This window comes from Actinoplanes cyaneus (assembly GCF_016862095.1).
GTDB lineage: Bacteria > Actinomycetota > Actinomycetes > Mycobacteriales > Micromonosporaceae > Actinoplanes > Actinoplanes cyaneus.
On the sequence record NZ_BOMH01000048.1, the window covers coordinates 1 to 22,145 of the forward strand.

Sequence of the window (22,145 nt, forward strand, 5' to 3'; positions counted from 1 at the left end):
AGAACGCAAAGCCCGAAAGGGCGACGTCCGTGGCGGGGCACGGTCAGAGCACAAGACCCGTCGACAGGCCCGACCCGGCCGGCACTTCCCGCCTGCCGGAGCCCGCGACGAGCCTGCCGGTCCAGGCCCAGCCGCGCTCCCGCTCCCGGCTGGTTCTCATGGGCGTTATTCGTCCCGAATAACGCCCATGAGAACCAGCCGAAGAGCGTGAGTCGCGGCGGGTGCCTGCCGTGCGACGGGCTCGCGTGAGAACCAGTCGGGCGGGCGTCGTCCGCCGGGCGGGCGTCACTTGACGACGTAGCGGGACAGGCCGTCGATCAGCAGGTCGAGACCCCATTCGAAGCGCTCCTGCACCGTCCCCGACGTCATCGCGTCGGGATGCGCCCGCAGGTAGGGGAACCGGTCGTCGGGCAGCCCAGCGAAGTACTCCTTCAGCTCCGCCCTGACCTCCTGCTCCACCTGCTCCTTGGTCTGCTCGAGGTGCCGCATCTGCGCGCGCCAGATCGAGTTCTCGTACGCGTCCGCCGTGACGTACAGGAAGATCCGCTCGATCGCCCACGAGCCGTAGTGCGGCGGCAGCCCGCCCTTGATCGCCAGAGCGAACATCCACTCCGAGGCGCGCAACGCGTTCGGCCCGGTGGGGATCATGGCGAGCGCGACCTGGGCCAGGTCGTTGTGCGCCTGCAGGATCTCGTGGGTGTGCAGCATCAGTTCCTTGATCTGCTCCTGCCAGCGGTCGGGCTCGTGGGGCGGCAGCTGGATCTCGCCGCAGATCCGGTCGAACATCAGCCGCAGCAGCTCGTCCTTGTTGGACACGTGCGCGTAGAGGCTGGACGGGCCGGTGCCGAACTCGGCGGCGACGCGGCGGGTGCTGACCGCGTCGATGCCCTCGGCGTCGGAGATGCGCAGCGCGGCGTCGATGATCTGCTCGCGGTCGAGCTGCACGCGGGCGGGCCGCCGTTCGGGGATCGGCTGCCAGGGGGAGGTCTTCATCGCGTTCTAATTTAGTTGACATGAACAGTGTTCGCCACTAAAACAGTGTTCGTGACAACGAACAGTGTTCAAACAGAGCGGCTCACGACGGAGCCGTATCGCTATCGGTGGGTCGCGCTCTTCGTGATCCTCGCGGTCGAGGTGATGGACCTGCTCGATTCGCTGGTCACCACGATCGCCGGCCCGGTGATCCGGGCGGAGCTCGGCGGGTCGTACAGCTTGATCCAGTGGCTCGGCGCGGCGTACACGCTGGCCATGGCGATCGGCCTGCTCACCGGCGGACGCCTGGGTGACATCTACGGTCGCCGACGGATGTTCCTGATCGGCGCGGCCGGCTTCAGCCTCGCGTCGCTGGCCTGCGCGCTGGCCCCGATGCCCGGCTTCCTGGTCGCCGCGCGGGCGGTGCAGGGCCTGTTCGGCGCGCTGATGCTGCCGCAGGGCCTGGGCATGCTGCGCGAGATGTTCGCCCCGGCGGAGCGGGCCAAGGCGTTCGGCGCGTTCGGCCCGGTGATGGGCCTTTCCTCGGTGGGCGGCCCGATCCTGGCCGGCTGGCTCGTCGACGCGGACTACTTCGGCGCCGGTTGGCGGATGATCTTCTTCATCAACCTGCCGATCGGGGTCTTCGCGGTGATCGGCGCGCTCCGGTTCCTGCCCGAGTCCCGCCTGGAGCGGGCGCCCCGGCTGGACTGGCTCGGTGTGCTCTTCGCCGCCGGTGGCGCGTTCCTGCTGCTCTTCCCGTTGGTGCAGGGGCGTGAGCTGGACTGGCCGGTGTGGACGTTCGTCATGCTGGCGCTCGGCGTGGTGGCGTTCGGGCTCTTCGGGGCGTATGAGGCCCGGCGCGACAAGCGCGGTCTCGACCCGCTCGTCACCCCGAGCCTGTTCCGCAAGCGGGCGTTCACCGGCGGGCTGGCGCTGGGCCTGATGTTCTTCGCGTCGCTGATCGGGACCAGCCTGGTCTTCACCTTCTACCTGCAGATCGGGCTGGGATACACGCCGCTCAAGGCGGGTCTGACCACGCTGCCGCAGGCGCTCGGCATGGTGGCCGGTTTCATCGTGGCCGGCGCCGGGCTGGCCGAGAAGCTGGGGCGCACGCTGCTCCAGATCGGCACGCTGGTGATGGCCCTGGGGACCGTGGCCTTCGCCGGCACCGTGCACCTGGCCGGGGCGGACATCACGCCGTGGCATCTGATCCCGGCCCTGCTGCTGCTCGGCATCGGCATGGGCCTGGCGATGGCGCCGTTCTTCGGCATCGTGCTGGCCGGTGTCGACGACGAGGAGAGCGGGTCGGCCTCCGGGGCGATCACCTCGGTGCAGCAGCTCGGCGGGGCGTTCGGCATCGCGGTGCTCGGGACCATCTTCTTCGCGCTGCTGCCGGGTGCGGTCGGCCACCACGTGGACTCGTCGGCCGGCCAGTTGCCGGGGATGCCACCGGCGGCGGTCGCCGGGCTGCGCGCCTGCCTGACCGACCGGGTGGCCGAGGAGAACCCGGACGTGACCCCGCCGTCCTGCCAGGGACTCCCGAGCGGCGGCCCGGACCTGTCCGGCTATGTCGGCGAGCAGATCCGTGCCGGGTTCGAGGACACCACGGTCCGTACCTCGGGGGTGTCGCTGCTGCTCCTGATCGCCGCGTTCGGGCTGACCTTCCTGATGCCCCGCCAGGGCAAGCCGGAGGATCCTCACTTGGGGTAGACGACCCCCGATCGCCCGCTGTAGAGGTGGCGGGTGCCGTCGGGCTCGTAGCCCGTGTTGGGCGCGTCGAGCCAGACGATGTAGGCATCGCCCGGGGTCAGCCCGGTGATCGTCGAGCTGACCGTGCAGCCGGTGCCGGCCGGGACATTCTTCCAGGGCGGCTCCGGCTGCGGGCCGCTGACCAGCTTCTGCGGCACCGCGGTGATCCGGTAGTTCGAGTCGTACTGCCGGGGCCACTCGACCTTGAAACCGCCGGAGATCGGGGTCACCTCGACCGGGATCAGCACCTCCTCGGTGCGCGTGAACGTCTTGCTGCAGCTCGGGTCCGGCGACCCGGACAGGGTGGCGGCGCCCATCCGCGGCCGCGATCCGAACGGGGACGGGGTCGGGGTCGGCACCGCGCTGCCCGTGACGATCAGCTGCCAGGTGTCACCGGGGCTGGGCGACGCCGAGGTCTCGGCCTTGCCGTCGCCGCACCCGGCGGCCAGCAGCCCGAGCGCCGCCGCTGCGATGAAGGATCTGAGGTGCCGCACACCTAACGGTTCGGCCGCTCACCCACGATCACTTAGCGGCGGGGCGAACCGCCATCCCGCGGCGAGCAACCGGTCGACCGCCTGGATCGCGCCGGTCAGCCGCTCCCGGTAACCGCCGGTCAGCTCGATCCACGGCACCCCGCGGGTCGCGAGCTCAGCCCGGAAGCGCCCGGTCATCCACTGCCGCAGGTGCTCGCCGTCACGCAGCCCGTCGTCCTCGAACGGCACGCCGGCGTCGTCGGTGAGCAGGTAGAGATCCGGGTCACGGACCAGCTCGCGCACCTTCGCCGAGGTGCTGCCCAGGTACCGCTCCTCCCAGATGGTGGTGGCGAACGCGTCGGTGTCCCCGAAGAGCACCGGCGATCCGGTACGGGCCAGCGCGTCCTCGGCCGCGGCCTGCTCGACGGCGACCGTCACGAAGTCCTCCCGGTCCCAGACGACGTCGAACACTGTCGCGCCGGGACTGCCGCGGCGCAGCTCGGCGAGCTTGCGCTCGGTCAGCTCCCGGCCGAACTCCGGCACCCAGGCGGTCGCCGACCACACTCCGCCACGGGTCCGGTAGTGCCGGGCCAGCGCGCGGGCCATGGTCGTGGTGCCGGTCGACTCGGCGCCGAGGACGATCACGCGGCGGGCCAGCCAGGCACGGGCGCCCGGGCCGAGATGCTCCCAGTGGGCGACCGGGTCGGCCCGGATCGCGGTGCCGGAGACCGGGATCCGCTCGCGTCCCGGGTCGACCAGGACCGGCTCGGCGCCGAACCGGCGGGCCAGCTCCGCGCCGTACGCCTCGGAGGAGAACACCGCGTCGACCGGTTCCGGCCCGGCCGCCTCCCGGAACACCGCCACGTGCAGGTCCCAGACGGCCGGGTCCGAGTAGTCGATCGGGTGGTCGTCGTACACCCCGGCGAACCGGACGTGCGGCTCGTGCGCCTCCCGCAGCCACTGCAGCCGGAGTTCCAGTGGAATGCTCTCCCGCGACGACGGCGCGACCACCACCGTCACCCGCTCGCAGGCGCTCGCGGCGGCACGGATCAGGGCGTGGTGACCGGCGTGCGGCGGATAGAACTTGCCGACGACCAGGCCATGACGGAACGTCACGCGGTCACCGCCCGGCGCCACGAGCGCAGGCCCAGCACGCAGAGGGTGAGGAACACCACGTACAGGATCGCGGTCAGCCAGAGGCCCTTGTAACCGTAGAGCGGGATGTAGATCAGATCGGCGGCGATCCACAGCCACCAGCTCTCCAGCAGCTTGCGCGTCTGCCCGTACGTCGCCAGCAGCGAGAGTGCCGTCGTCAGCGCATCCGCCAGCGGGACCGTCGAGCCGGTCAGCCGATCCAGGAACAGCCACAGTCCGCCGGTCAGCAGCACCCCGGCCGCCGCGAGGCCGAGCCATTCGACGCGGGTGGTGGCTCGCACCACCGGACTCGTCCGGTCCACCCCGCCGTGGAGCCAGGCCCACCAGCCGTAGAAGCCGAGGATCACGTAGACGACCTGCAGGCCCATGTCGGCGTAGAGCCCGGCGGTGCCGAACACCAGCATCAGCAGCAGGACGTTGAGGATGCCGAGCGGCCAGTTCAGGATGTGCCGGCGGACCAGCAGCCCGACGTTGAGCAGGCCGGTGGCGAAGCCGAGCACCTCGGCCCAGGTGGTGCCTGCCCCGAAAGCGGTCAGCGCGATGCTGTTCAACCAGTCGATCATGGGGACAGCATCGCCGAGGAACCGGTCACTCGGGGAGCAGGCGGTGGCCGGCCATTTCCAGCTCACCGTCGTGGACGAGGGTGAGCTGGGTGCTCAGGCCCGACGCGTCGTCGTGCAGGACGACCGCGTCGCCGTCGATGCGGTAGGTGCCGTGCGGGCGACTGCGCCGCCCGGCGACCTCACCGGCGTACGTCCCATCCGTCCTGATCCGCAGTTTGATCATCCCGTCCGAGCTTCGCCAGGCGCCGACCACCGCCGCACCGGTGATCACCCGGGGGCGTTGCGGGGCCACGCCGAGGCCGTCGTCGGTGGTGCGGCCGAGAGCGATGGCGAGCATCGCGGCGGCGTCCAGGATCGTGGTGTCGACTCGCGGAGGGCTGGAGTGCATGACCCTCTCGTTCGGCCCGCGCGTCGGCCGCCGCCAGAAGTCCCTGAGTTGTTTCTAGGTTGCCGCACCGCCCCTGAGCGAGCCGAGCACCGCAGCCGCCATCTTCTCCAGGTAGTCGTCGCTGACCGGCTGCCGGGCGACCGCGAGCCGCCAGTAGAGCGGGCCGAGGATCAGGTCGACCGCGACGTCCGGATCGGTGCCCTCGGGCAACTCACCACGCGCGATCGCCTGCCCGACCAGCTTCTCCCCCACCGACTGCTGGTGCAGGCGCAGCACCCGCTGGAGCGTCTCGGCGATCTGCGGGTTCCGCGCGGCCTCGGCCATCAGGTCGGGGATGATCTGCGAAGCAACCCGGTGCTGCAGCGCACGACTGACGATCATCATCAGCAGGTCGAGGTCGCTGGCGAAGCTGCCGGTGTCGGGCACCGGCACCTTCCTCCCGGCGACATCAGTGATGATCTCCAGTACCATCTCAAGCTTGTTGCTCCAGCGTCGGTAGATCGCGGTTTTGCCGACGCCGGCTCGGCGGGCCACGGCTTCGATGGAGAGACGGCCGTAACCGACCTCTGCCAACTCGCTCATGACCGCGTTACGAATCGCCACGGTGATGTCATTTCGGAGCACCGCCGCTCCGGCCGGTGCGCGCTTCACTGTCGCCACCGGGTAACTATAGCGCTACGACGTAACGGTTGCGTTCCGCCGCATCGTCGGATACCGTTCCTCCGACGTCGATACGAACCCGTACCATCGGCGTCGGCGGACGCCTGTCATGCTTCTACCTGTGCGTGAAGGCGAAACACCGGAGTCCGCCGCCTCGTACCGGCAGACGAGATCGGAGCACCACCCCATGCCAGACACAGCGGTTGCCGATACCGCTCCCGCGGTTCCCCTCAAGGAGCTCGCGCGACGGCACGGCCTCAGCTCTTCCGGACGGCTGGTCGGACCGTTCGAGTACCTCAAGCAGCTCTGGGGTTACCGGCACTTCATCACCGCCCACGCCAAGGCGAAGACCGTCTCCGCGCTGGGCACCACGCACCTCGGGACGCTGTGGCAGGTTCTCACCCCGGCCCTGAACGCGTTCGTGTACTACATCATCTTCGGCGTCATCATCGGCACCGGCGCGAACAGCACGAACTTCGTCGCGTACCTCTGCATCGGTGTGTTCGTCTTCGGTTTCACGCAGACCGTGGTGGGCCAGGGCGCCAACGCGATCACCGGAAACCTCGGCCTGATCCGGGCGCTGCACTTCCCCCGGGGCAGCCTCCCGCTGTCGACCGTGCTGGTCGAGATCCGCAACTTCGTCACCGCGCTCGGCGTGCTGGTGATCATCGTGTTGTTCACCGGTGAGCGGCCGAACGTCGAGTGGCTGCTGGTCATCCCGGCGCTGCTGCTCCAGTCGCTGTTCAACATCGGCCTGGCGCTCTTCTTCGCCCGCCTGGGCTCCCGGATGCGCGACGTCAAGCAGCTGATCCCGTTCATGATGCGCTTCTGGATGTACGGGTCGGCCGTGCTCTACCCGGTCACCCGCTTCACCGAGCACCTGCACGGGTGGAAGCTGCACCTGATCGAGGCGAACCCGATGCTGGTCTTCATCGAGCTCTACCGGCACTCGCTGATGGAGAACGTGACGCTGGCCGGCAGCCCGCGACTGCTGTGGACGGAGGCCGTGATCTGGGCCTTGTTCGCGAGCGTCGGCGGCTTCCTCTACTTCTGGCGCGGAGAGAAGGGCTACGGTCGTGGCTGACAGCGAGAAGATCCCCACCGTCGTCGCGGACGACGCGCACATCGTCTACAAGATCGTCGGTGCGATCGGGGCGAACCAGACGAGCCCGCTCTCCGCCCTCAAGCGGATCGTCACCAAGACCAACTCGACGAATGTGCGCGAGGTGCACGCGGTCAAGGGCGTCAGCTTCGTCGCCTACCGCGGTGAGGCGATCGGCCTGATCGGCAGCAACGGCTCGGGCAAGTCGACCCTGCTGCGCGCGGTCGCCGGTCTGCTGCCGGTGGCCAAGGGCGCGATCTACGCGGCCGGCCAGCCGTCGCTGCTGGGCGTCAACGCCGCCATGATGAACGACCTGTCCGGCGAGCGCAACGTCGAGCTGGGCTGCCTGGCCATGGGGATGACCCCGGCCGAGGTGAAGGAGCGGAAGCAGTCGATCATCGACTTCTCCGGGATCAACGAGCGCGGCGACTTCGCCTCGTTGCCGATGCGGACGTACTCGTCCGGCATGGGCGCCCGGCTGCGCTTCGCGATCGCCGCGGCCAAGAAGCACGACGTGCTGCTGATCGACGAGGCGCTGGCCACCGGTGACGCGAAGTTCCGCCGCCGCAGTGAGGCCCGGGTCCGCGAGCTGCGGAAAGAGGCCGGCACGGTGTTCCTGGTCAGCCACAGCGAGCAGTCGATCCGGGACACCTGCGAGCGGGTGCTCTGGCTGGAGTCCGGCGAGATCCGCGCCGACGGCCCGACCGAGGAAGTGCTCAAGGAGTACGAGAGCTACATGAAGAAGTAGCCGTTGCACGAGAAAGAGCCCGGGCCGTCGGCCCGGGCTCTTCGTGTATCAGGTGACCGACAGATGCACGTGGTTCGTATGGTCCGTCGACGGTGTGCCGCCGGCGCCGCTGTACGACTTCCACCCGCTGCTCGGCAGCCAGATCCGTTTGAACCAGATCACGTAGAGCACGCCGAGCTTGTCCGAGTTGTGGATGAAGTAGTTGGCCAGGTTCGTGCCGTACGTCTTGCTGCTGCCGGTCGCCACCCCGCCGAAACCGTCCTTGTCGGCGGCGAAGTCACAGGCCCGGCCCTTCGGGTGCTCGCCGCTGTTCTGATGCCGGAAGCACGCGACGTAGCGGGTGAAGCCGTCCTTCTGCGCCTGCTTCATGGCGAAGAGCAGTCGCGGGGTGATGCAGCCCGTGGTGGTCGGGTCGTCCTCGGTGCAGCCGCCCGAGAGGCTGCCGGAGGGGCTGTCGGCGTCCGAACTGGCGCCACCGGAACTGCCCGAGTCGTCGTCGCCGCTGTCGCCGCCCTGGTTCGCCGCTTTGAGCGCCTGCTCCGCCTGGGTCTTGCGCTTGGCCATCACGTTGAGCTGCCGCTGCTGGTCGAGGACGGTCGCGTCGATCGCCGTCTTCGCCTTGGCCTGGTTGTCCCGGGTGGTCCGCAGGTCGGTGATCGCCTGGTTCTGCCGCTCCGCGACGGTGGTCAGCAACTGGGCGCTGTCCAGGAAACCGTCCGACGTGTCCGCGCTGAGCAGCGCGCTCAGCGGGCCGAGGCGGCCCATCGTGTACGCCTGGGCGGCGTACTTGTTCAGCGCCTGCTGCTGCGGGCCGATCTGGGCGTCCAGTTCCTTGAGCGTGGCGGCCAGCTTGGTCTGCTGCGTCTTCGACGTCTGCAACTTGGTCTTGGCGGTGACGTAACCCTTGGAGGCCTCGTCGAGTTTGTCGAGCAGGGACTTGGAACCGCCCTCGCCGTCGTCGCCGGACTCCCCGGGCGCGGCGAGGGGCCGGGGTGCCGCGAACGCCGGTGTTCCGGCGCCGGCAATCCCGCATGCGGCGACCAGCAGCGCGAGAACTGCCACCCATCGTCGCCGCGCAGTCACATGCTGCACTGGCTGTTTCCTTCCGTCGGCCGCCGGCCGGGTTAGCTGACGGGTTCGGGACGAAGGAAATCCCTACCGCTGGCGCGGATTCACCCCGGAAGAAATGTGGATCCCCGGCTCGCTCGGTGTTGCGATTAGGCGGCGGTTCCCGGGTGGGAACCGGGACCGACCATACCCACTCGATCGAAGAATCGACAGTTCTCGTACCCATCGCCATGGAGCGGTCACGAGCGGTGACACCATTACGGAAAGTCGTTGACAGGTAACGGTTTTGACGGTTTCTCCGACCCTGATGCCGAGTGATATCTCAGGTAAACTGGCCGCCGGTCCTGCCAGGACGGCACCGCCCCCGAGTTGCCGGCAGGCCGCCGCCCAATCGCCGAAAGGCGAGCCGGGGAACCAGGTAGTTGGGGTGAATCCGCTTTACGCGGTAGGGATAGCTTCCGTCCCGAACCCGTCAGCTAACTCGGTCGGCGGTGACTAGGAAGGATTGTTGATGACCGCACGTCCCCGCCGGTGGCTGATGCTTGCCCTGGCGCCGCTCGTGGCAACCACGATATTTGTGGCGCCCGTCACGCCGGCACTCGCCGCACCCGGCGGCAGCTCGTCGACCCCCGCGGAGGGTGACGAAGGCGACGACCTCTCCGCGCAACTCGAGGTGACCAACCGGCGGTTCGTGAACGCCAAGGCGGCCTACGAGACCTCGGTCAAGAACCAGAAGGCGCTCGTCGCCAAGAAGGCGGACGCCGAGAAGCGCCGGGACGCTCTGGTCCCGGAGGTCAACGCCATCGCCCGCCAGCAGTACGAGTACGGGAGCATCAGCACGCTGAGCTTCCTGCTCCAGGCCGACGACTCGTCCGACTTCATCAAGAAGGCCGTGTCGCTGGAGGAGATCAACAAACTCCACGACGCCAAGCTGAACGAGCTGAACAGCGCACTGGCGACGATCACCGACAGCGAGACCAAGCTCGCCGCCGAGGTGAAGAACCAGAAGAACCAGCTCACCATCCAGCAGAAGCAGCGCGACTCGGCCAAGAGTCAGCTCGAGCTGCTCGGCGGCGGGACCGGCATCAACAAGACGATCACCAACGGATTCGTCGACGCCGTCTCCAAGGTCGCGTCCCCGGCACCGCGCAACTCCGAGGGCGGCTTCTCACCGGAGTCCTGCAATCAGAAGGACCCGACCACCGACGGCTGCATCACCAAGCGCACCCTGCATCTCTATCAGGAGACGAAGAAGGCCGGCTTCAACAGGTTCGTCGGGTGCCACCGCGACGGCGGCCCGTTCGAGCATCCGAAGGGCCGCGCCTGCGACTGGTCACTGCAGAAGAGTGGCTTCTCGGCAGCGCACAACGACGACATGATGCGGTATGGGAACGACCTCACCGCCTTCCTGGTGCGTAACGCCGACAAGCTCGGGATCTACTACGTGATCTGGTACAAGCAGATCTGGTTCCCGGCGACGAACGACTGGCACGCCTACCACGGGCCGAGTGACCACACCGACCACGTGCACGTGTCGCTGTTGTAGCGCTCCACCACAGCACCGAAAAGCCCCCCGGCCGCGTGGCCGGGGGGCTTTCTCGTTCGTACCGATGAATCCTGGTCGTGATCTGTCAGTGGTGCGGGGTGGCCCGGCGAACCGGAGCACGGCCTGCGGGCTGCACCGGCGAGGGCCCGACCGGCCCGGCCGACGGGATCGGCATGGTCACCGGGCGCACCTGGGTGACCTCGATCTCCTTGCCGTGGTGCTGCAGCGTCAGCCGCGCCGAGCCACCACCGTTGCGCAGGGAGTAGGTGACCTCGTCCGCGGTGACGTTGACCCGCAGGCGCAGGCCCCGCCAGAGCAGCGAGAAGTCCAGGTTGTTGATCCGGCTGGGCAGCCGCGGCGCGAACGCCAGCTGACCGTTGAAGTCGCGCATGCCGCCCAGGCCGGCGACCAGCGCGATCCACGAGCCCGCGAGGGACGCGACGTGCACACCGTCCCGCGCGTTCTGGTGCAGGTCGTGCAGGTCCATCAGGGCAGCCTCGCCCAGGTAGTCGTGGGCCAGCTCGAGGTGGCCGGTCTCGGCCGCCATCACCGCCTGGATGCACGCCGACAACGACGAGTCCCGGACGGTACGGGCGTCGTAGTACGCGAAGTTGCGGGTCTTCTCCTCCGGGGTGAACGCGTCGCCCCGGATGTACATCGCCATCACCAGGTCGGCCTGCTTGACGACCTGCTTGCGGTAGAGATCGAAGTACGGGTAGTTCAGCAGCAGCGGGTAGGCCTCCGGCGGAGTGTTCTCGAAGTCCCACTCCTCGAGCCGGGTGAAGCCCTCGCACTGCTGGTGGACGCCGAGCTCCTTGTCGTACGGGATGTGCACGGCGGCCGCCGCGTCCCGCCAGGAGGCGGCCTCCTCGTCGTCGACCCCGAAGCGGCGGGCCAGATCCGGGTGGCGTTTGCAGGCCTCCACCGCGGTCATCAGGTTCTGCTGCGCCATCAGGTTGGTGTAGATGTTGTCGTTCACCACGGCCGTGTACTCGTCGGGCCCGGTGACGCCGTCGATGTGGAACCGCCCGTGCCGGTCGTGGTGCCCCAGCGAGCGCCACAGCCGCGCGGTCTCCACCAGCAGCTCCAGGCCGACCTCCCGCTCGAAGTCGTAGTCGCCGGTGGCCTGCACGTACCGCCGGACCGCGTCGGCGATGTCAGCGCCGATGTGGAATCCCGCGGTGCCGGCCGGCCAGTAACCGGAGCATTCCTGGCCGCGAATGGTCCGCCACGGGAACGCGGCGCCCTGCAGGCCGAGCGTCTGCGCCCGCTCCCGGGCCAGGTCCAGCGTCGAGTGCCGCCAGCGCAGCACGTCCGCCGCGGCCGAGGGCTGGGTGTAGGTGAGCGCGGGGAGCACGAACGTCTCCGCGTCCCAGAACGTGTGACCGTCGTAGCCCGGGCCGGTCAGGCCCTTGGAGCCGATCGGGCGCTGCTCCGCCCGGGCGCCGGCCTGCAACGTGTGGAACAGCCCGAAACGGACCGCCTGCTGCACCTCCGGGTCACCCTCGACGCGCACGTCGGAGTGGTCCCAGAACGCGTCCAGGTACTCCCGCTGCTGCTGGACCAGACCCTCCCAGCCGTCCAGGCGGGCGCTGGCCAGAGCCGCGCCGACCTGGTCGCGCAGGGCCGGCAGCGAGCGGACGCTGGACCAGCCGTAGGCCGCCAGCTTCACCACGCGCAGCTTCTGCCCCGGCTCCAGGCGACAGGCCACCGTGGTGCGCAGCCAGTCGCCGTGCCCCTCGGTGGTGATCGCGTGCCGGCCCGGGGTCTCCACCAGGTGCTCCATGGCCGCGGCCATCCGCAGGTCACTGACCTTGGTGCGGTGCACGAGCAGACCGCCGGAGCGCTGCTCCAGCATCTCCTCCGCCTGCAGCGGCTGGGCCAGCACCGCGGCGACCCGCGGGTCCTTGCTGCTCGGCGGCAGCTGCTCGTTCGCCACCAGCTCGGACTGCAGGATCAGCCGGGCCGACTCGTCGAGCGGCTCCACCTCGTAGAGGAAGGCGACCACCGCGCGCTGGGTGAAGGAGACCAGGCGCACGGTCTTCACCCGCACGCCCTTGCCGGACGGGGAGACCCACTCCACGACCCGCTCCAGGGTGCCGGCCCGCAGGTCGAGGCAGCGCTCGTGGGAGCGCAACTCGCCGTAGCGCACGTCGAACGGCTCGTCGTCGACCAGCAGCCGCATCAGCTTGGCGTTGGTGACGTTCACCATGGTCTGGCCGGACTCGGGGAAGCCGTAGCCACCCTCCGCGTGCGGCAGCGGCCGCAGCTCGTAGAACGAGTTCAGGTACGTCCCCGGCAGGCCGTGCGGCTCGCCCTCGTCCAGGTTGCCCCGTATCCCGATGTGCCCGTTCGAGAGCGCGAACACCGACTCTGACTGGGCCAGCAGGTCCAGGTCCAGCCGGGTCTCCCGGATGTGCCAGGGGTCGACGGGGTAGGCCCGTTCACGGATCACGGTCGTGCCTCTTCTTGGAAGTGAATTAGAGAAGTTCGGAAAGATCGGTGACTACGACGTCGGCACCGTTCTCGCGCAGCGCGTCGGCCTGGCCGACCCGGTCGACGCCGATCACGACGCCGAATCCGCCGGCGCGGCCGGCGGCCACGCCCGCCTGAGCGTCCTCGAAGACCGCACAGCTCTCCGGCGGGAGGCCGAGCAGTTTCGCCCCGTGCAGGAACGTGTCCGGCTTCGGCTTGCCGGGCAGGCCCAGCTCGCGGGCGACGAGCCCGTCCACGCGGGCCTCCAGGAGGTCGGCGATGCCGGCCGCCTCGAGCACGTCCTTGCAGTTGGCGCTCGCCGACACGACCGCGCGGCGCAGGCCGGCGGCCTTGGCGGCCTTCAGGTACTCCACCGAGCCGGGGTAGACCCTGACGGCGCCTTCCTTGATCTTCTGGAGCACGAGGATGTTCTTGCGGTTGCCGACGCCGTTGACGGTGTCCTGGTCGGGATCGTCGTCGGGAGAGCCCTCGGGCAGGGTGATGCCACGGGAGGCGAGGAACGTGCGGACACCGTCGGCCCGCTGGCGGCCGTCGACATATCGGTGATAGTCGACTCCGGAATCGAACGGCACAAACGGTTGATCATGCCGTTCGGCCCACGACTGCAGGAACGTGTCGAACGTTTGTTTCCACGCGGCACTGTGTACAAGGGCGGTGTCCGTCAGCACCCCGTCAAGATCGAAAAGGCAAGCGGTCACCTGGGAAGGAAGTCCGAGCACGCGCCCAATGTAGTCGCACCCGCCGCAGGACGAGAGGCGAAGGGCTCCTTCACATTTCCTGGGTGTTTCATAAGCCTGTCACGCTGCGGTTTCAGCTCTCAGCTCAACGCTCCGAGATCCATCCGCAGGCCGATCGACGTCCCGATCGGGCCGGTCGCGGTGGTCACCTCGTCGCACAGCTGGTGCGCCAGCCACAACCCACGTCCCCCGATCTCGTCAGTGCCGGGGAGCAGATCGCCGTCCATACACTCCTCCGGGATGCCCGGGCCGGAGTCGGTCACCACGCACCAGACCGAGCCGGACTCCAGCCGCAGCACGATCCGGCCGTGGCCACCGGCGTGCAGGACCACGTTGGTGATCACTTCGTTCACCGCGAGCACGTAGCCGGAGAGCCGATCGCCGGTCACCCCGACGGTCGGCAGCAGACGTGCGACCTCGTGCCTGAGGAGGGCGATGTCGCCGTCGGAGAAGGTGCGGTCCATCAGCACCAGGGACAACTGCCGTGGCGGGGCGGCATCGACCCTCGGCTCCCCATTCGGAGCCGAACGCACGGTCTGGCCGATCCTGTCCTCCACCGTCGTGCAGCCTACGCGCTGTGGCCGCCCGGTGGCACTAGGCATCTGCGATCCCGCCCGGAAGTGGGCTCCCTCGTTCACCGATCCGTCCCGCATCCTCGTTTTCCCAAGACCCTTCATTTCCCGGTACGTCGTTGTCACGGCCAGTCCGTGAGCCTCCGCGCCACCTCTGCGCGCTCAGCGGCGGCTCACCCCGGCCCGTCGCGGCCGGCGCCGCCCGGTCCTGATCGGGGTGGCCGTCCCGGTCAGCGCCAGCCCACGTCGATGCGGTCGCCGCGCTCGTCGAAGAAGTGCAGCGCGTCCATCTGCACCGACACGGTCAGCGGATGTCCCGGGTTGACCGCCGGGTACGGCGCCAGCCGCACCGAGAGCTCGGCCGGCTTCCGGTGGTGACGGCCCGGGTCGTTCAGCACACTGACCGGCGCGCTCTTGTCCTCCGACGCCGCGGCGGACGTGCTCTTGGTGAGCCGCTGCAACGCCCCGCCGAGCCGCCTGAGCGCGCCCGTGGAGGACGGCCGCCCGGGAGCCGTGCCACCGATCTCGTCGACCACGATCGCGGTGGCGCCGACGTCCAGGTAGGCCAGCGACTCGTGGCCGTGGTGCTCCAGGTAGCGAATCCGGCCGTGCAGAACGGCCCCGGGTGTGTCGGGCGTGACCGGGGTGAGCGCCTCGGCCCGCACCCCCACCACGATCCGATCGCCGTGATAGCGCGCCACGGCCCGTGAACGCGGGTCGGACCAGGACAGATAGAGGTTCTGCTCACCGAAGTTCAGCGCGACGTAGCGGTCCAGGTGCACGTAGACCTGCGCTTCCAGCAGGTTCATCCGCGGCGAGCCGAGGAAGGCGGCGACGTAGAGCGTTGCCGGGCGCCGGTAGACCTCGGTCGGCGTGCCCAGGTCCTGCAGCACCCCGCGGCGCATGATCGCCAAGCGGTCCGCCATGGTCAGCGCCTCGGCCTGGTCGTGCGTCACGTACACGGTGGTCACCCCCAGCTCACGGGTCATGCTGGTGATCTCCGCGCGCAGCTCGGCACGCAGCCCGCTGTCGAGATTGGAGAGCGGCTCGTCCATCAGGAAGACCCCGGGGCGACGGACCATCGCCCTGCCCATCGCCACCCGCTGGCGCTGCCCGCCGGAGAGCTGGCTGGGGCGGCGGGCGAGCACCTCGCCGATGCCGAGCGCGCCGGCCACCGTGCCGACCCGGTCCGACCGCGGGCCGGGCTCGACGCCGGAGAGTTTGAGCGGGAAGCCGATGTTGTCGGCAACGCTCATGTGCGGATAGAGCGCAAAGTCCTGAAACACCATGGCGATGCTGCGGTCGCGCGGAGGTACGTCGAGCACCGGCTCGCCGTTGAGCAGAATGTCCCCGCCACTGGGGTCCTCCAGGCCGGCGATCATGCGAAGCACGGTCGACTTGCCGCAGCCCGAAGGGCCGAGCAGGACCATGAACTCGCCGTCCTGGACGTCGAGCGACACATGATCGACGGCGATCGTGCCGTCCGGCCAAATCTTGGTGACGTCCTTGAGCGCGACGGTGGACACCGTCAACCTCCCCGATCGACTGTGATTCCGATCCCACGACGGTCGGCAATCGGGTAATGACTTTGCGAGTGCCTTCGATGCTTTGCCATCGGGCGAACGTGCCATTCGCGGATAGTGATCAATCGATTACGGAGATCGGAACTTCCCGGATTTCTGTGCACGTTCCCAGCAAGAACCGACATTTGATCCCACTTCTGTTGACACCGGCTCGCGCCCGGTCGCCACCGTTCCCGCCGAGCCTGAGTAAGCGCCCGGCCGGCGCCGGGAAGCCGCGGTCCGCCGTTCCGGGCCGCCCAGGGGAGCCCACGGCCCGCGCCCGGCCGCCATGTTTCCGGCCGGCCCGAGGGAACGCAGCCGCAGCGCGGCCCGGCAGGCCCACCCGACGGGGGTTAACCACGAGCGACATCCGGGTACGGGTTTCCCCTACGGGAACGCGGTCGCCGCTCTCCGCCTCGCGAATGAGGGACGGCGGCCCGGCCGTACCTACCGTCGAAGTGGTCCAGGGCAGAACGCCCCGGCCACCACTGAAGGAGTGGATTCACGTGACCCGCGCCCTCACCCGCCCACGCGACCGCATGATCGGCGGCGTCTGCGCCGGCCTGGCTCGCCGCTTCGGCCTCTCCACCGGCGTGGTCCGCCTGGCCTTCGTCCTGTCGTGCCTGCTGCCCGGGCCGCAGTTCATCGCCTACCTGGTCCTCTGGGCACTGATGCCCAGCGAGTGACCCGGGAAGCGCCTGGTCCCCCGCCACGAACCGCGACCGACCCGGAAACGGCGGACCGGCCGGCGATCGTCATCGATCCTGATGAGTAAATCGCCGGCCGAGCGGGCACATATCCGGTAAGCGACAACGGACCGCGGATCCACGGCACTTCGGACCCCGCGGCCGCCCGAGATCTCCCGGCCGGGCGGAAGCCGGGCTGGCAATCCCGGCCGGGACCCACCTGATCGGCCCGCGCCGATCTCAAGAGACGTGAATCGCGACCCGGCCACCACCGAGACGCGGTTCCCGGCGCCGCCGCCCTAACCCCCGAGGGCGGCGGCGTCATCTTTTCTCCGGCTCGGGCTGGGCATCGTGATCGCGATCATGCGGCCCTGCGAACCGCCTGCGGCCACCGCGAAGTCCGGTCGCCCGAGGAGCAGCCGACGGCCGCTGGTCCGACCCGAACAGCATCCTCACGCCGCTGACCCGTCCCGGCGACGGGTCAGCAGCCGCAACGACCATCAGGGATTCGTGAAGGTGACCTTGACCGACGTGTAGCCCAGGCGTGCGAACAGGCTCTCCAGCATGAGCTGCGTGTTCTGCTGCGCCCGCTGATCCAGCCCACTCGACTTGGCCGCCTCGGTGATCTTCTGCTGCGCCATCTCGTACACCCGCTGCTGTTTGGCGGTGTCGCTGCGGAAGGCGTCACCGATGCTGGTCAGCAGCCCGCGATCCTCCTCGACCACGTAACTCTTCGACATGTCGAGCGCCGCCTGCGACTGCTGCGGCGGCGGCAGGGTCAGCTCGACGGTCTTCTTCTCGTTGTCGACCTTGAGCGCGTCCCCGCTGAGGGCGCTGAAGTCGATGTAGGTCTCCACGGTGCCCGACCCGACGAAGAGGATTCGCCGGTTTACCAGGAAGTCCGGGATGTTCTCCTTGTTCTGCTGGAGGTCGACGATTACCTGGAAGGTGCCGTCGGCCGCCACGTAACGGTGGAGGTCGCGCATCGACTCCAGCAGCACGGGCTGGCTGCGGTCGACGGTCTGGTCGGAGAACGGGTTGTCGAAGGAGGGCAGCACGTTCATCGCGCGCAGCCCGAAACAGGACGCGACGATCAAGGCGAAGACGAAGCCGATGAAGATCAGCAACCGTGCGAAGAAGCTCGGCCTGTGCTCGGGCGCAACGGCCGGAGCAACCGGCTCGGCCTCCTCGGGCACGGCCGGGTACTCCGACGTCGGCTCTTCGACATCCGGTGAGTGGGCCATGTCTCAACGGTACGGAGGGGGTACGACAATGCGCATTTCGAGTCCCCCGCCGCCCGCGTCTAGCGCGAAAAGGCGTTCAGTCCGGTCAGCTTCTGGCCGATCGACAGCTGGTGGATCTCCGAGGTGCCCTCGTAGGTCAGGACGCTCTCCAGGTTGCTGGCGTGCCGCATCACCGGCAGCTCCCCACGGATCCCGTTGCCACCGAGGATGGTCCGGCACTGCCTGGCGATCTCGATCGACTCCCGTACGTTGTTGAGCTTCCCCACGCTGACCTGCTCGGGCCGCAGCGGTTTCCCGGTGGCGTCCCGCAGCCGGCACAGATGCAGCGCGAGCAGGAACCCCTTCTGCAGCTCCAGCGACATGTCGGCGAACTTGGCCTGGGTCAGCTGGAAGGCGCTGATCGGCTGCCCGAACTGCTCCCGCCCGGCGGCGTAGTCGAGCGTCGCGTCCAGACAGTCCCGAGCCGCGCCGAGCACCCCGAAGATGATGCTCAACCGGGCCTCGGTCAGGCAGGAGAGCGGCGCCATCAGGCTGCGCGCGGCGGGCAGCCGGGCGCTCTCCGGCAGTCGCAACCCGTCGAGCACCAGCTCACCGACGCTGGAGGCGCGCAGCGACATGGTGTGCCGGAACTCCCGGGTGGTGAGACCGGGCGTGCCGGTCGGCACCACGAACCCGGCGATGCCCTTGTCGGCGCGGGCCCAGATCACCGCGACGTCGGCGATCGGCGCGTTGAGGATCCAGGTCTTCACCCCGTCCAGCACCCAGTCGTCCCCGTCGCGCCGGGCGCGGGTGGACATCCCGGTCGGGTCGGAGCCGTGATCAGGCTCGGCCAGGCCGAAGCAGCCGATCGACCGGCCCGCGGCGAGGGCGGGCAGCCAGCGGTTCTTCTGCTCGTCGGATCCGTAACGCCAGATCGCGTACATCACCAGGGATCCCTGCACCGACACCAGGGAACGGATCCCGGAGTCGGCGGCCTCCAGCTCCATGCACGCCAGACCGTAGGAGACGGTGGAGACGCCGGCACATCCGTACCCGGTCAGATGCATGCCGAAGAGGCCGGCCTTGCCCAATTCCAAGGCAAGATCGCGAATTGGCGGATTGCCGTTCTCATACCACTCGGCCACGTCCGGGCGAATATGATCATTCGCTACCTGGCGGGCCAGAGCGCGCGCGGCGCGCTCGTCGTCACTCAGCAGGTCGTCAAGATCCAGCAGGTCAAGCGGTCGAACAACCATGCATGTCAAATTAACGGAGACTTCAGCCCTCTACGACCAATACACGGGCATGAATCTGATTGCGCTGCTGGAGCGCAGCGCGTAATGCACGGTGCAAACCGTCCTCGAGATAGAGGGCGCCCCGATACTCCACGACGTGCGGGAAAAGATCACCGTAGAAGGTCGAATCCTCGGCGAGCAGCTTGTCGAGCGCCAGCTCGCGCTTCGTGGTGATCAGCTCGGCGAGCCGGATCGGCCGCGGCGGGATCTCCGCCCACGCCTTGAGCGTGGTGTGGTGATCAGGGTACGGGGCGCCGTCCCGGACCGCTTTGAAGATCACGGCGGCTGCCCCTTTCCCTGCAAACGTCTTCGTAAGATGTCCAGCCTAGCCGCGATGCGAATCAAGCCTCCGCGGCCGGAGCCCATCGGCCATGATGCACCACCTCGTCCACCGGACGGTGGCCGCGCTTGAGTGACGGAGACAACTTGTCGTCTCTCCGATAGCCCACGCTCAGCACGCCGACCGGATTGAACTCCGCCGGTACCCCGAAAGCGGCCCGGAAATCCGGGATCCGCACCGGCGGGATGCCGAAGAAGCACGAGCCGAGCCCTTCGTTCACCGCGGTCAGGTGCATCAGCAGCGCGGCGAAGCCGGTGTCGACGTCCCAGTACGGCACCGGCCAGCGTGACTCGTCCCGATCCGTCCAGCCCTTGTCCTTCTCCGCGTAGCGATCCAGGTAGACCGACTTGTTGGAGAGCGCGACCACGATCAGCGGGGCGGTCCGCATCCGTTCCAGCCAGCCGCCCGCCTCGAACTCCGGTGAGGCCGTCACCGACCAGTAGAGTTCGCGGTCCGCAGGTTCCGAGAGGACCAGGAAGCTCCAGCCCTGGGAGAAGCCGGCCGACGGCGCGCGCAGCCCGTGGCGGACGATCTTGTCGATCAGCTCGGGTGGCACCGGGCGCTCCGGGTCGTACTCACGAATCATCCGGCGGCGCCGGACCACCTCGTCGAACTCCATCAGGCGCGGATCCCCCACGAGGTGGTCCAGGTCTCGCCCGGCGCCAGCACGATCAGGTCCCGGCCGGAGCGGAACGCGTCCGGCGGGCAGGTCATCGGCTCGACCGCGACGGACCGGCGGTGCCGCTCGCCGTGCAGCGTGTCGCCGGTGAAGACCTGCCAGTACTTGAACTTGTCGTCGGCCCAGACGGTGATCTTCGCGTCCGGGTCCGGGCCCGCGAGGACGACCTCGGTGATCCCGTCCGGCCCGAAGTCGATGTCACCGAACGTGGTGTCCAGGATCGCGGCGCCGATCTTGCGCGGCTCGGAGTAGTCGAACTCCGTCCCGGCGACCTTGACCGCGCCGAGCGGGAGCAGCCGGTTGTCGGCGAGCAGACGGGTCCTGGCCGGCACCCGGAGCACGGTGTCGTCCACCGAGACGCCGGGAAGGCGCAGGTAGGGGTGCACCGAGTAACCCCACGGCGCGTCCGACTCGCTGGTGTTCACGACGTCCTGCACGCAGCGCAGCCCGTCGGCCGAGACCGACCAGTGCGTCCGCAGGGTCAGCCCCCACGGGTAGCCGACCTGCGGCGGAAGGTCGAACTCCAGCGTCACCGACGACGGGGTCTGCTCGGTGGCGTGCCAGCGCGACCAGTTCACCAGACCGTGGATGGCGTTGTGCCGGGCCGCCTCGGAGAGCGCCAGCTGGTACGTCTGCTCCTGGAACGTGTAGCGCCCGTCGCGGATCCGGTTCGGCCACGGGGCGAGGATCTGGCCGGCGGAACCCGGGGATATCTCGTCCGGGCCGAAGCCGTCGAGCAGCTCGTCGCCGCCGGACGAGAAACTGCGCAGCGTGCCTCCGACCTCGGCCAGGACGGCGCTCCGGCCGTCCGCCTCGATCGACCACTGGACCCCGGATTTCGCGGCTCTGTCTGTCATACCCGCGACACTATCGCTCGGCGTTCTCCGCAAGTTCCGGGACGGGCCGGTAACGGATCAGCGCCGGGACGGCCAGCGCCAGCACCACGGCCAGCGCCGCGGCCAGCAGCCCACCGGCCACCCACGAGGTGGTCACGCCGGTGAACTGGGCGGTCGCGCCGGCCCGCAGGTCACCCAGACGGGGGCCGCCGGCCACCACCACGGTGAAGACGCCCTGCAGCCGCCCGCGCAACCGGTCCGGCGCGAACGTCTGCATGATCGTCTGCCGGTAGACCGCGCTGACCAGGTCGGCCGCGCCGGCCACGGCGAGCAGCACGACCGCCAGCCAGAGCTGGTGGGCCAGGCCGGAGAGGGCGATCGCCACTCCCCAGCCGACGACCGCCACGGTCAGTGCGAGCCCCTGCCGGCGTACCCGGCTGATCCAGCCCGAGGTGAAGCCGGCCAGCACCGAGCCGATCGCGATGGCGCTGAACAGCCAGCCGGCCGCGGAGACGCCGCCGAACCGGTCCTCGGCGACAGCCGGGAACAGCGCGCGGGGCATGGCGAAGACCATCGCGATCAGGTCGACCGCGAAGGAGAGGAGCAGCACCGGCTGGGTGACCAGGAACCGCAGGCCGACCAGGATGCCGCGCAGGCCCGCCGTCGGTTTCTCGCCCGAGTCGTCCGGCTCGATCGGCGGGATGGCCGGCAGCCGCCAGGTGGCCCAGAAGGTCACGGTGAAGAGCAGGGCATCCACCGCGTACGCCGCCGCGACGCCGGTGCCGGTCGACCAGATCCCCATGATCACGCCGGCGACCAGCGGACCGAGCACGCCACCGGCCGTGGTGGTCGTGTAGTTCAGGGTGTTCGCCGCCGGGACCATCTCCGTCGGCACGATGCGCGGGATGATCGACTGCCGCGCCGGGGAGCTGATCGCGAAGCCGATCGACTGGACCGCTGTCAGCGCCAGGAGCAGGTGCGGACTCCGTACCCCCAGAATCGCCTGCGCCAGCAGGCCGAGAGTGACCACCCAGGTGAGCGCTGAGCTGGTGAGCAGCAGCCGACGCCGGTCGACGACGTCGGCGACCGCGCCACCCCAGAGCCCGAAGACCAGCAGCGGCACGAGGCCGGCCACGCCGAGCAGGCCGACCCAGAACGACGAGTGCGTGATCGCGAACATCTGCACCGGGACGGCCACCGCGGTGAACTGGAAGCCGAAGAACGACGCGCCGTTGCCGATCCACATCCGGCGGAAGGTGGTCACCCGCAGCGGGGAGGTGTCGATCATCCAGGAC

The 22,145-nt window shown here is 69.1% G+C and carries 22 protein-coding genes and 2 riboswitches; of the genes, 5 read left to right on the plus strand and 17 right to left on the minus strand.

Going from position 1 to position 22,145, the window contains the following annotated elements:
• Positions 1-285 precede the first annotated feature (285 nt).
• Positions 286-993, minus strand: a complete 708-nt coding sequence (locus Acy02nite_RS31225) for a TetR/AcrR family transcriptional regulator (RefSeq protein WP_203748107.1) — start codon at positions 991-993, stop codon at positions 286-288.
• A 51-nt stretch (positions 994-1,044) separates the two neighbouring features.
• On the opposite strand from Acy02nite_RS31225, the gene Acy02nite_RS31230 reads away from it, so the two are divergent.
• Complete coding sequence (locus Acy02nite_RS31230) at positions 1,045-2,682, plus strand: MFS transporter (RefSeq protein ID WP_203748110.1); 1,638 nt, start codon at positions 1,045-1,047, stop codon at positions 2,680-2,682.
• Here Acy02nite_RS31230 and Acy02nite_RS31235 read toward each other — a convergent pair.
• From Acy02nite_RS31235 to Acy02nite_RS31255, 5 genes are read right to left on the minus strand one after another with little or no spacing between them, the layout of a single operon-like run.
• Positions 2,670-3,215: a hypothetical protein gene (locus Acy02nite_RS31235; RefSeq protein ID WP_203748113.1), complete on the minus strand. Its 546-nt coding sequence runs from the start codon at positions 3,213-3,215 to the stop codon at positions 2,670-2,672. The two genes, Acy02nite_RS31230 and Acy02nite_RS31235, sit on opposite strands and share 13 nt — an antisense overlap.
• A gap of 18 nt (positions 3,216-3,233) precedes the next feature.
• Positions 3,234-4,310: an AAA family ATPase gene (locus Acy02nite_RS31240; protein WP_203748116.1), complete on the minus strand. Its 1,077-nt coding sequence runs from the start codon at positions 4,308-4,310 to the stop codon at positions 3,234-3,236.
• Positions 4,307-4,912 carry a nicotinamide riboside transporter PnuC gene (gene pnuC / locus Acy02nite_RS31245; protein ID WP_203748119.1) on the minus strand — a complete coding sequence of 202 codons (606 nt, stop codon included), beginning with the start codon at positions 4,910-4,912 and terminating at the stop codon, positions 4,307-4,309. The genes Acy02nite_RS31240 and pnuC overlap by 4 nt, the downstream gene beginning before the upstream one ends.
• 25 nt (positions 4,913-4,937) lie before the next feature.
• The gene (locus Acy02nite_RS31250; protein ID WP_203748122.1) at positions 4,938-5,300 is read right to left on the minus strand and encodes an Atu4866 domain-containing protein; all 363 of its coding nucleotides are present in this window, start codon (positions 5,298-5,300) and stop codon (positions 4,938-4,940) included.
• A gap of 54 nt (positions 5,301-5,354) precedes the next feature.
• Positions 5,355-5,960 carry a TetR/AcrR family transcriptional regulator gene (locus tag Acy02nite_RS31255; RefSeq protein ID WP_239175390.1) on the minus strand — a complete coding sequence of 202 codons (606 nt, stop codon included), beginning with the start codon at positions 5,958-5,960 and terminating at the stop codon, positions 5,355-5,357.
• Positions 5,961-6,147: 187 nt separating this feature from the next.
• On the opposite strand from Acy02nite_RS31255, the gene Acy02nite_RS31260 reads away from it, so the two are divergent.
• Together Acy02nite_RS31260 and Acy02nite_RS31265 are read left to right on the plus strand one after the other, a co-directional pair.
• Positions 6,148-7,044, plus strand: a complete 897-nt coding sequence (locus Acy02nite_RS31260; protein ID WP_203748124.1) for an ABC transporter permease — start codon at positions 6,148-6,150, stop codon at positions 7,042-7,044.
• Positions 7,037-7,810 carry an ABC transporter ATP-binding protein gene (locus tag Acy02nite_RS31265; protein WP_203748126.1) on the plus strand — a complete coding sequence of 258 codons (774 nt, stop codon included), beginning with the start codon at positions 7,037-7,039 and terminating at the stop codon, positions 7,808-7,810. Before Acy02nite_RS31260 ends, Acy02nite_RS31265 begins: the two co-directional genes overlap by 8 nt.
• Positions 7,811-7,858: 48 nt before the next feature.
• On the opposite strand, the gene Acy02nite_RS31270 is transcribed toward Acy02nite_RS31265, so the two are convergent.
• Entirely contained in the window at positions 7,859-8,902 is a 1,044-nt protein-coding gene (locus Acy02nite_RS31270; protein ID WP_203748129.1) for a coiled-coil domain-containing protein, read from the minus strand.
• Between the two features lie 5 nt (positions 8,903-8,907).
• Positions 8,908-9,044, minus strand: a riboswitch (cyclic di-AMP (ydaO/yuaA leader).
• A 208-nt stretch (positions 9,045-9,252) separates the two neighbouring features.
• Positions 9,253-9,384: riboswitch (cyclic di-AMP (ydaO/yuaA leader) on the plus strand.
• A 5-nt stretch (positions 9,385-9,389) separates the two neighbouring features.
• On the opposite strand from Acy02nite_RS31270, the gene Acy02nite_RS31275 reads away from it, so the two are divergent.
• A complete protein-coding gene (locus Acy02nite_RS31275) occupies positions 9,390-10,424 on the plus strand; it encodes a coiled-coil domain-containing protein (RefSeq protein WP_203748131.1) in 1,035 nt (344 codons plus the stop codon).
• An 85-nt stretch (positions 10,425-10,509) separates the two neighbouring features.
• On the opposite strand, the gene Acy02nite_RS31280 is transcribed toward Acy02nite_RS31275, so the two are convergent.
• The 4 genes from Acy02nite_RS31280 to Acy02nite_RS31295 all read right to left on the minus strand — a co-directional run bounded on the left by Acy02nite_RS31280 (position 10,510) and on the right by Acy02nite_RS31295 (position 15,755).
• Complete coding sequence (locus Acy02nite_RS31280; protein ID WP_203748133.1) at positions 10,510-12,879, minus strand: glycoside hydrolase family 65 protein; 2,370 nt, start codon at positions 12,877-12,879, stop codon at positions 10,510-10,512.
• Between the two features lie 25 nt (positions 12,880-12,904).
• Positions 12,905-13,639, minus strand: coding sequence for a beta-phosphoglucomutase family hydrolase (locus tag Acy02nite_RS31285; RefSeq protein ID WP_203748135.1), 735 nt, complete (start codon positions 13,637-13,639; stop codon positions 12,905-12,907).
• A gap of 98 nt (positions 13,640-13,737) precedes the next feature.
• Positions 13,738-14,214, minus strand: a complete 477-nt coding sequence (locus Acy02nite_RS31290) for an ATP-binding protein (RefSeq protein WP_203748137.1) — start codon at positions 14,212-14,214, stop codon at positions 13,738-13,740.
• 245 nt (positions 14,215-14,459) lie between these two features.
• Complete coding sequence (locus Acy02nite_RS31295) at positions 14,460-15,755, minus strand: ABC transporter ATP-binding protein (protein ID WP_203748150.1); 1,296 nt, start codon at positions 15,753-15,755, stop codon at positions 14,460-14,462.
• Between the two features lie 536 nt (positions 15,756-16,291).
• Here Acy02nite_RS31295 and Acy02nite_RS31300 point away from each other — a divergent pair.
• A complete protein-coding gene (locus Acy02nite_RS31300) occupies positions 16,292-16,477 on the plus strand; it encodes a PspC domain-containing protein (RefSeq protein ID WP_425548227.1) in 186 nt (61 codons plus the stop codon).
• Between the two features lie 500 nt (positions 16,478-16,977).
• Here Acy02nite_RS31300 and Acy02nite_RS31305 read toward each other — a convergent pair whose 3' ends face one another.
• The 6 genes from Acy02nite_RS31305 to Acy02nite_RS31330 form a co-directional block, all read right to left on the minus strand.
• A complete protein-coding gene (locus Acy02nite_RS31305; protein WP_203748156.1) occupies positions 16,978-17,721 on the minus strand; it encodes a DUF4230 domain-containing protein in 744 nt (247 codons plus the stop codon).
• Positions 17,722-17,780: 59 nt separating this feature from the next.
• On the minus strand, positions 17,781-18,956 hold the full coding sequence (locus Acy02nite_RS31310) for an acyl-CoA dehydrogenase family protein (RefSeq protein ID WP_203748157.1): 1,176 nt from the start codon (positions 18,954-18,956) through the stop codon (positions 17,781-17,783).
• 22 nt (positions 18,957-18,978) lie between these two features.
• A complete protein-coding gene (locus Acy02nite_RS31315; RefSeq protein WP_203748159.1) occupies positions 18,979-19,275 on the minus strand; it encodes a type II toxin-antitoxin system VapB family antitoxin in 297 nt (98 codons plus the stop codon).
• A gap of 61 nt (positions 19,276-19,336) precedes the next feature.
• Positions 19,337-19,954, minus strand: coding sequence for a nitroreductase family protein (locus tag Acy02nite_RS31320; protein ID WP_203748162.1), 618 nt, complete (start codon positions 19,952-19,954; stop codon positions 19,337-19,339).
• Positions 19,954-20,871, minus strand: a complete 918-nt coding sequence (locus Acy02nite_RS31325; protein WP_203748165.1) for an aldose 1-epimerase family protein — start codon at positions 20,869-20,871, stop codon at positions 19,954-19,956. Before Acy02nite_RS31325 ends, Acy02nite_RS31320 begins: the two co-directional genes overlap by 1 nt.
• Before the next feature lie 10 nt (positions 20,872-20,881).
• Entirely contained in the window at positions 20,882-22,138 is a 1,257-nt protein-coding gene (locus Acy02nite_RS31330) for an MFS transporter (protein WP_203748500.1), read from the minus strand.
• Positions 22,139-22,145 lie beyond the last annotated feature (7 nt).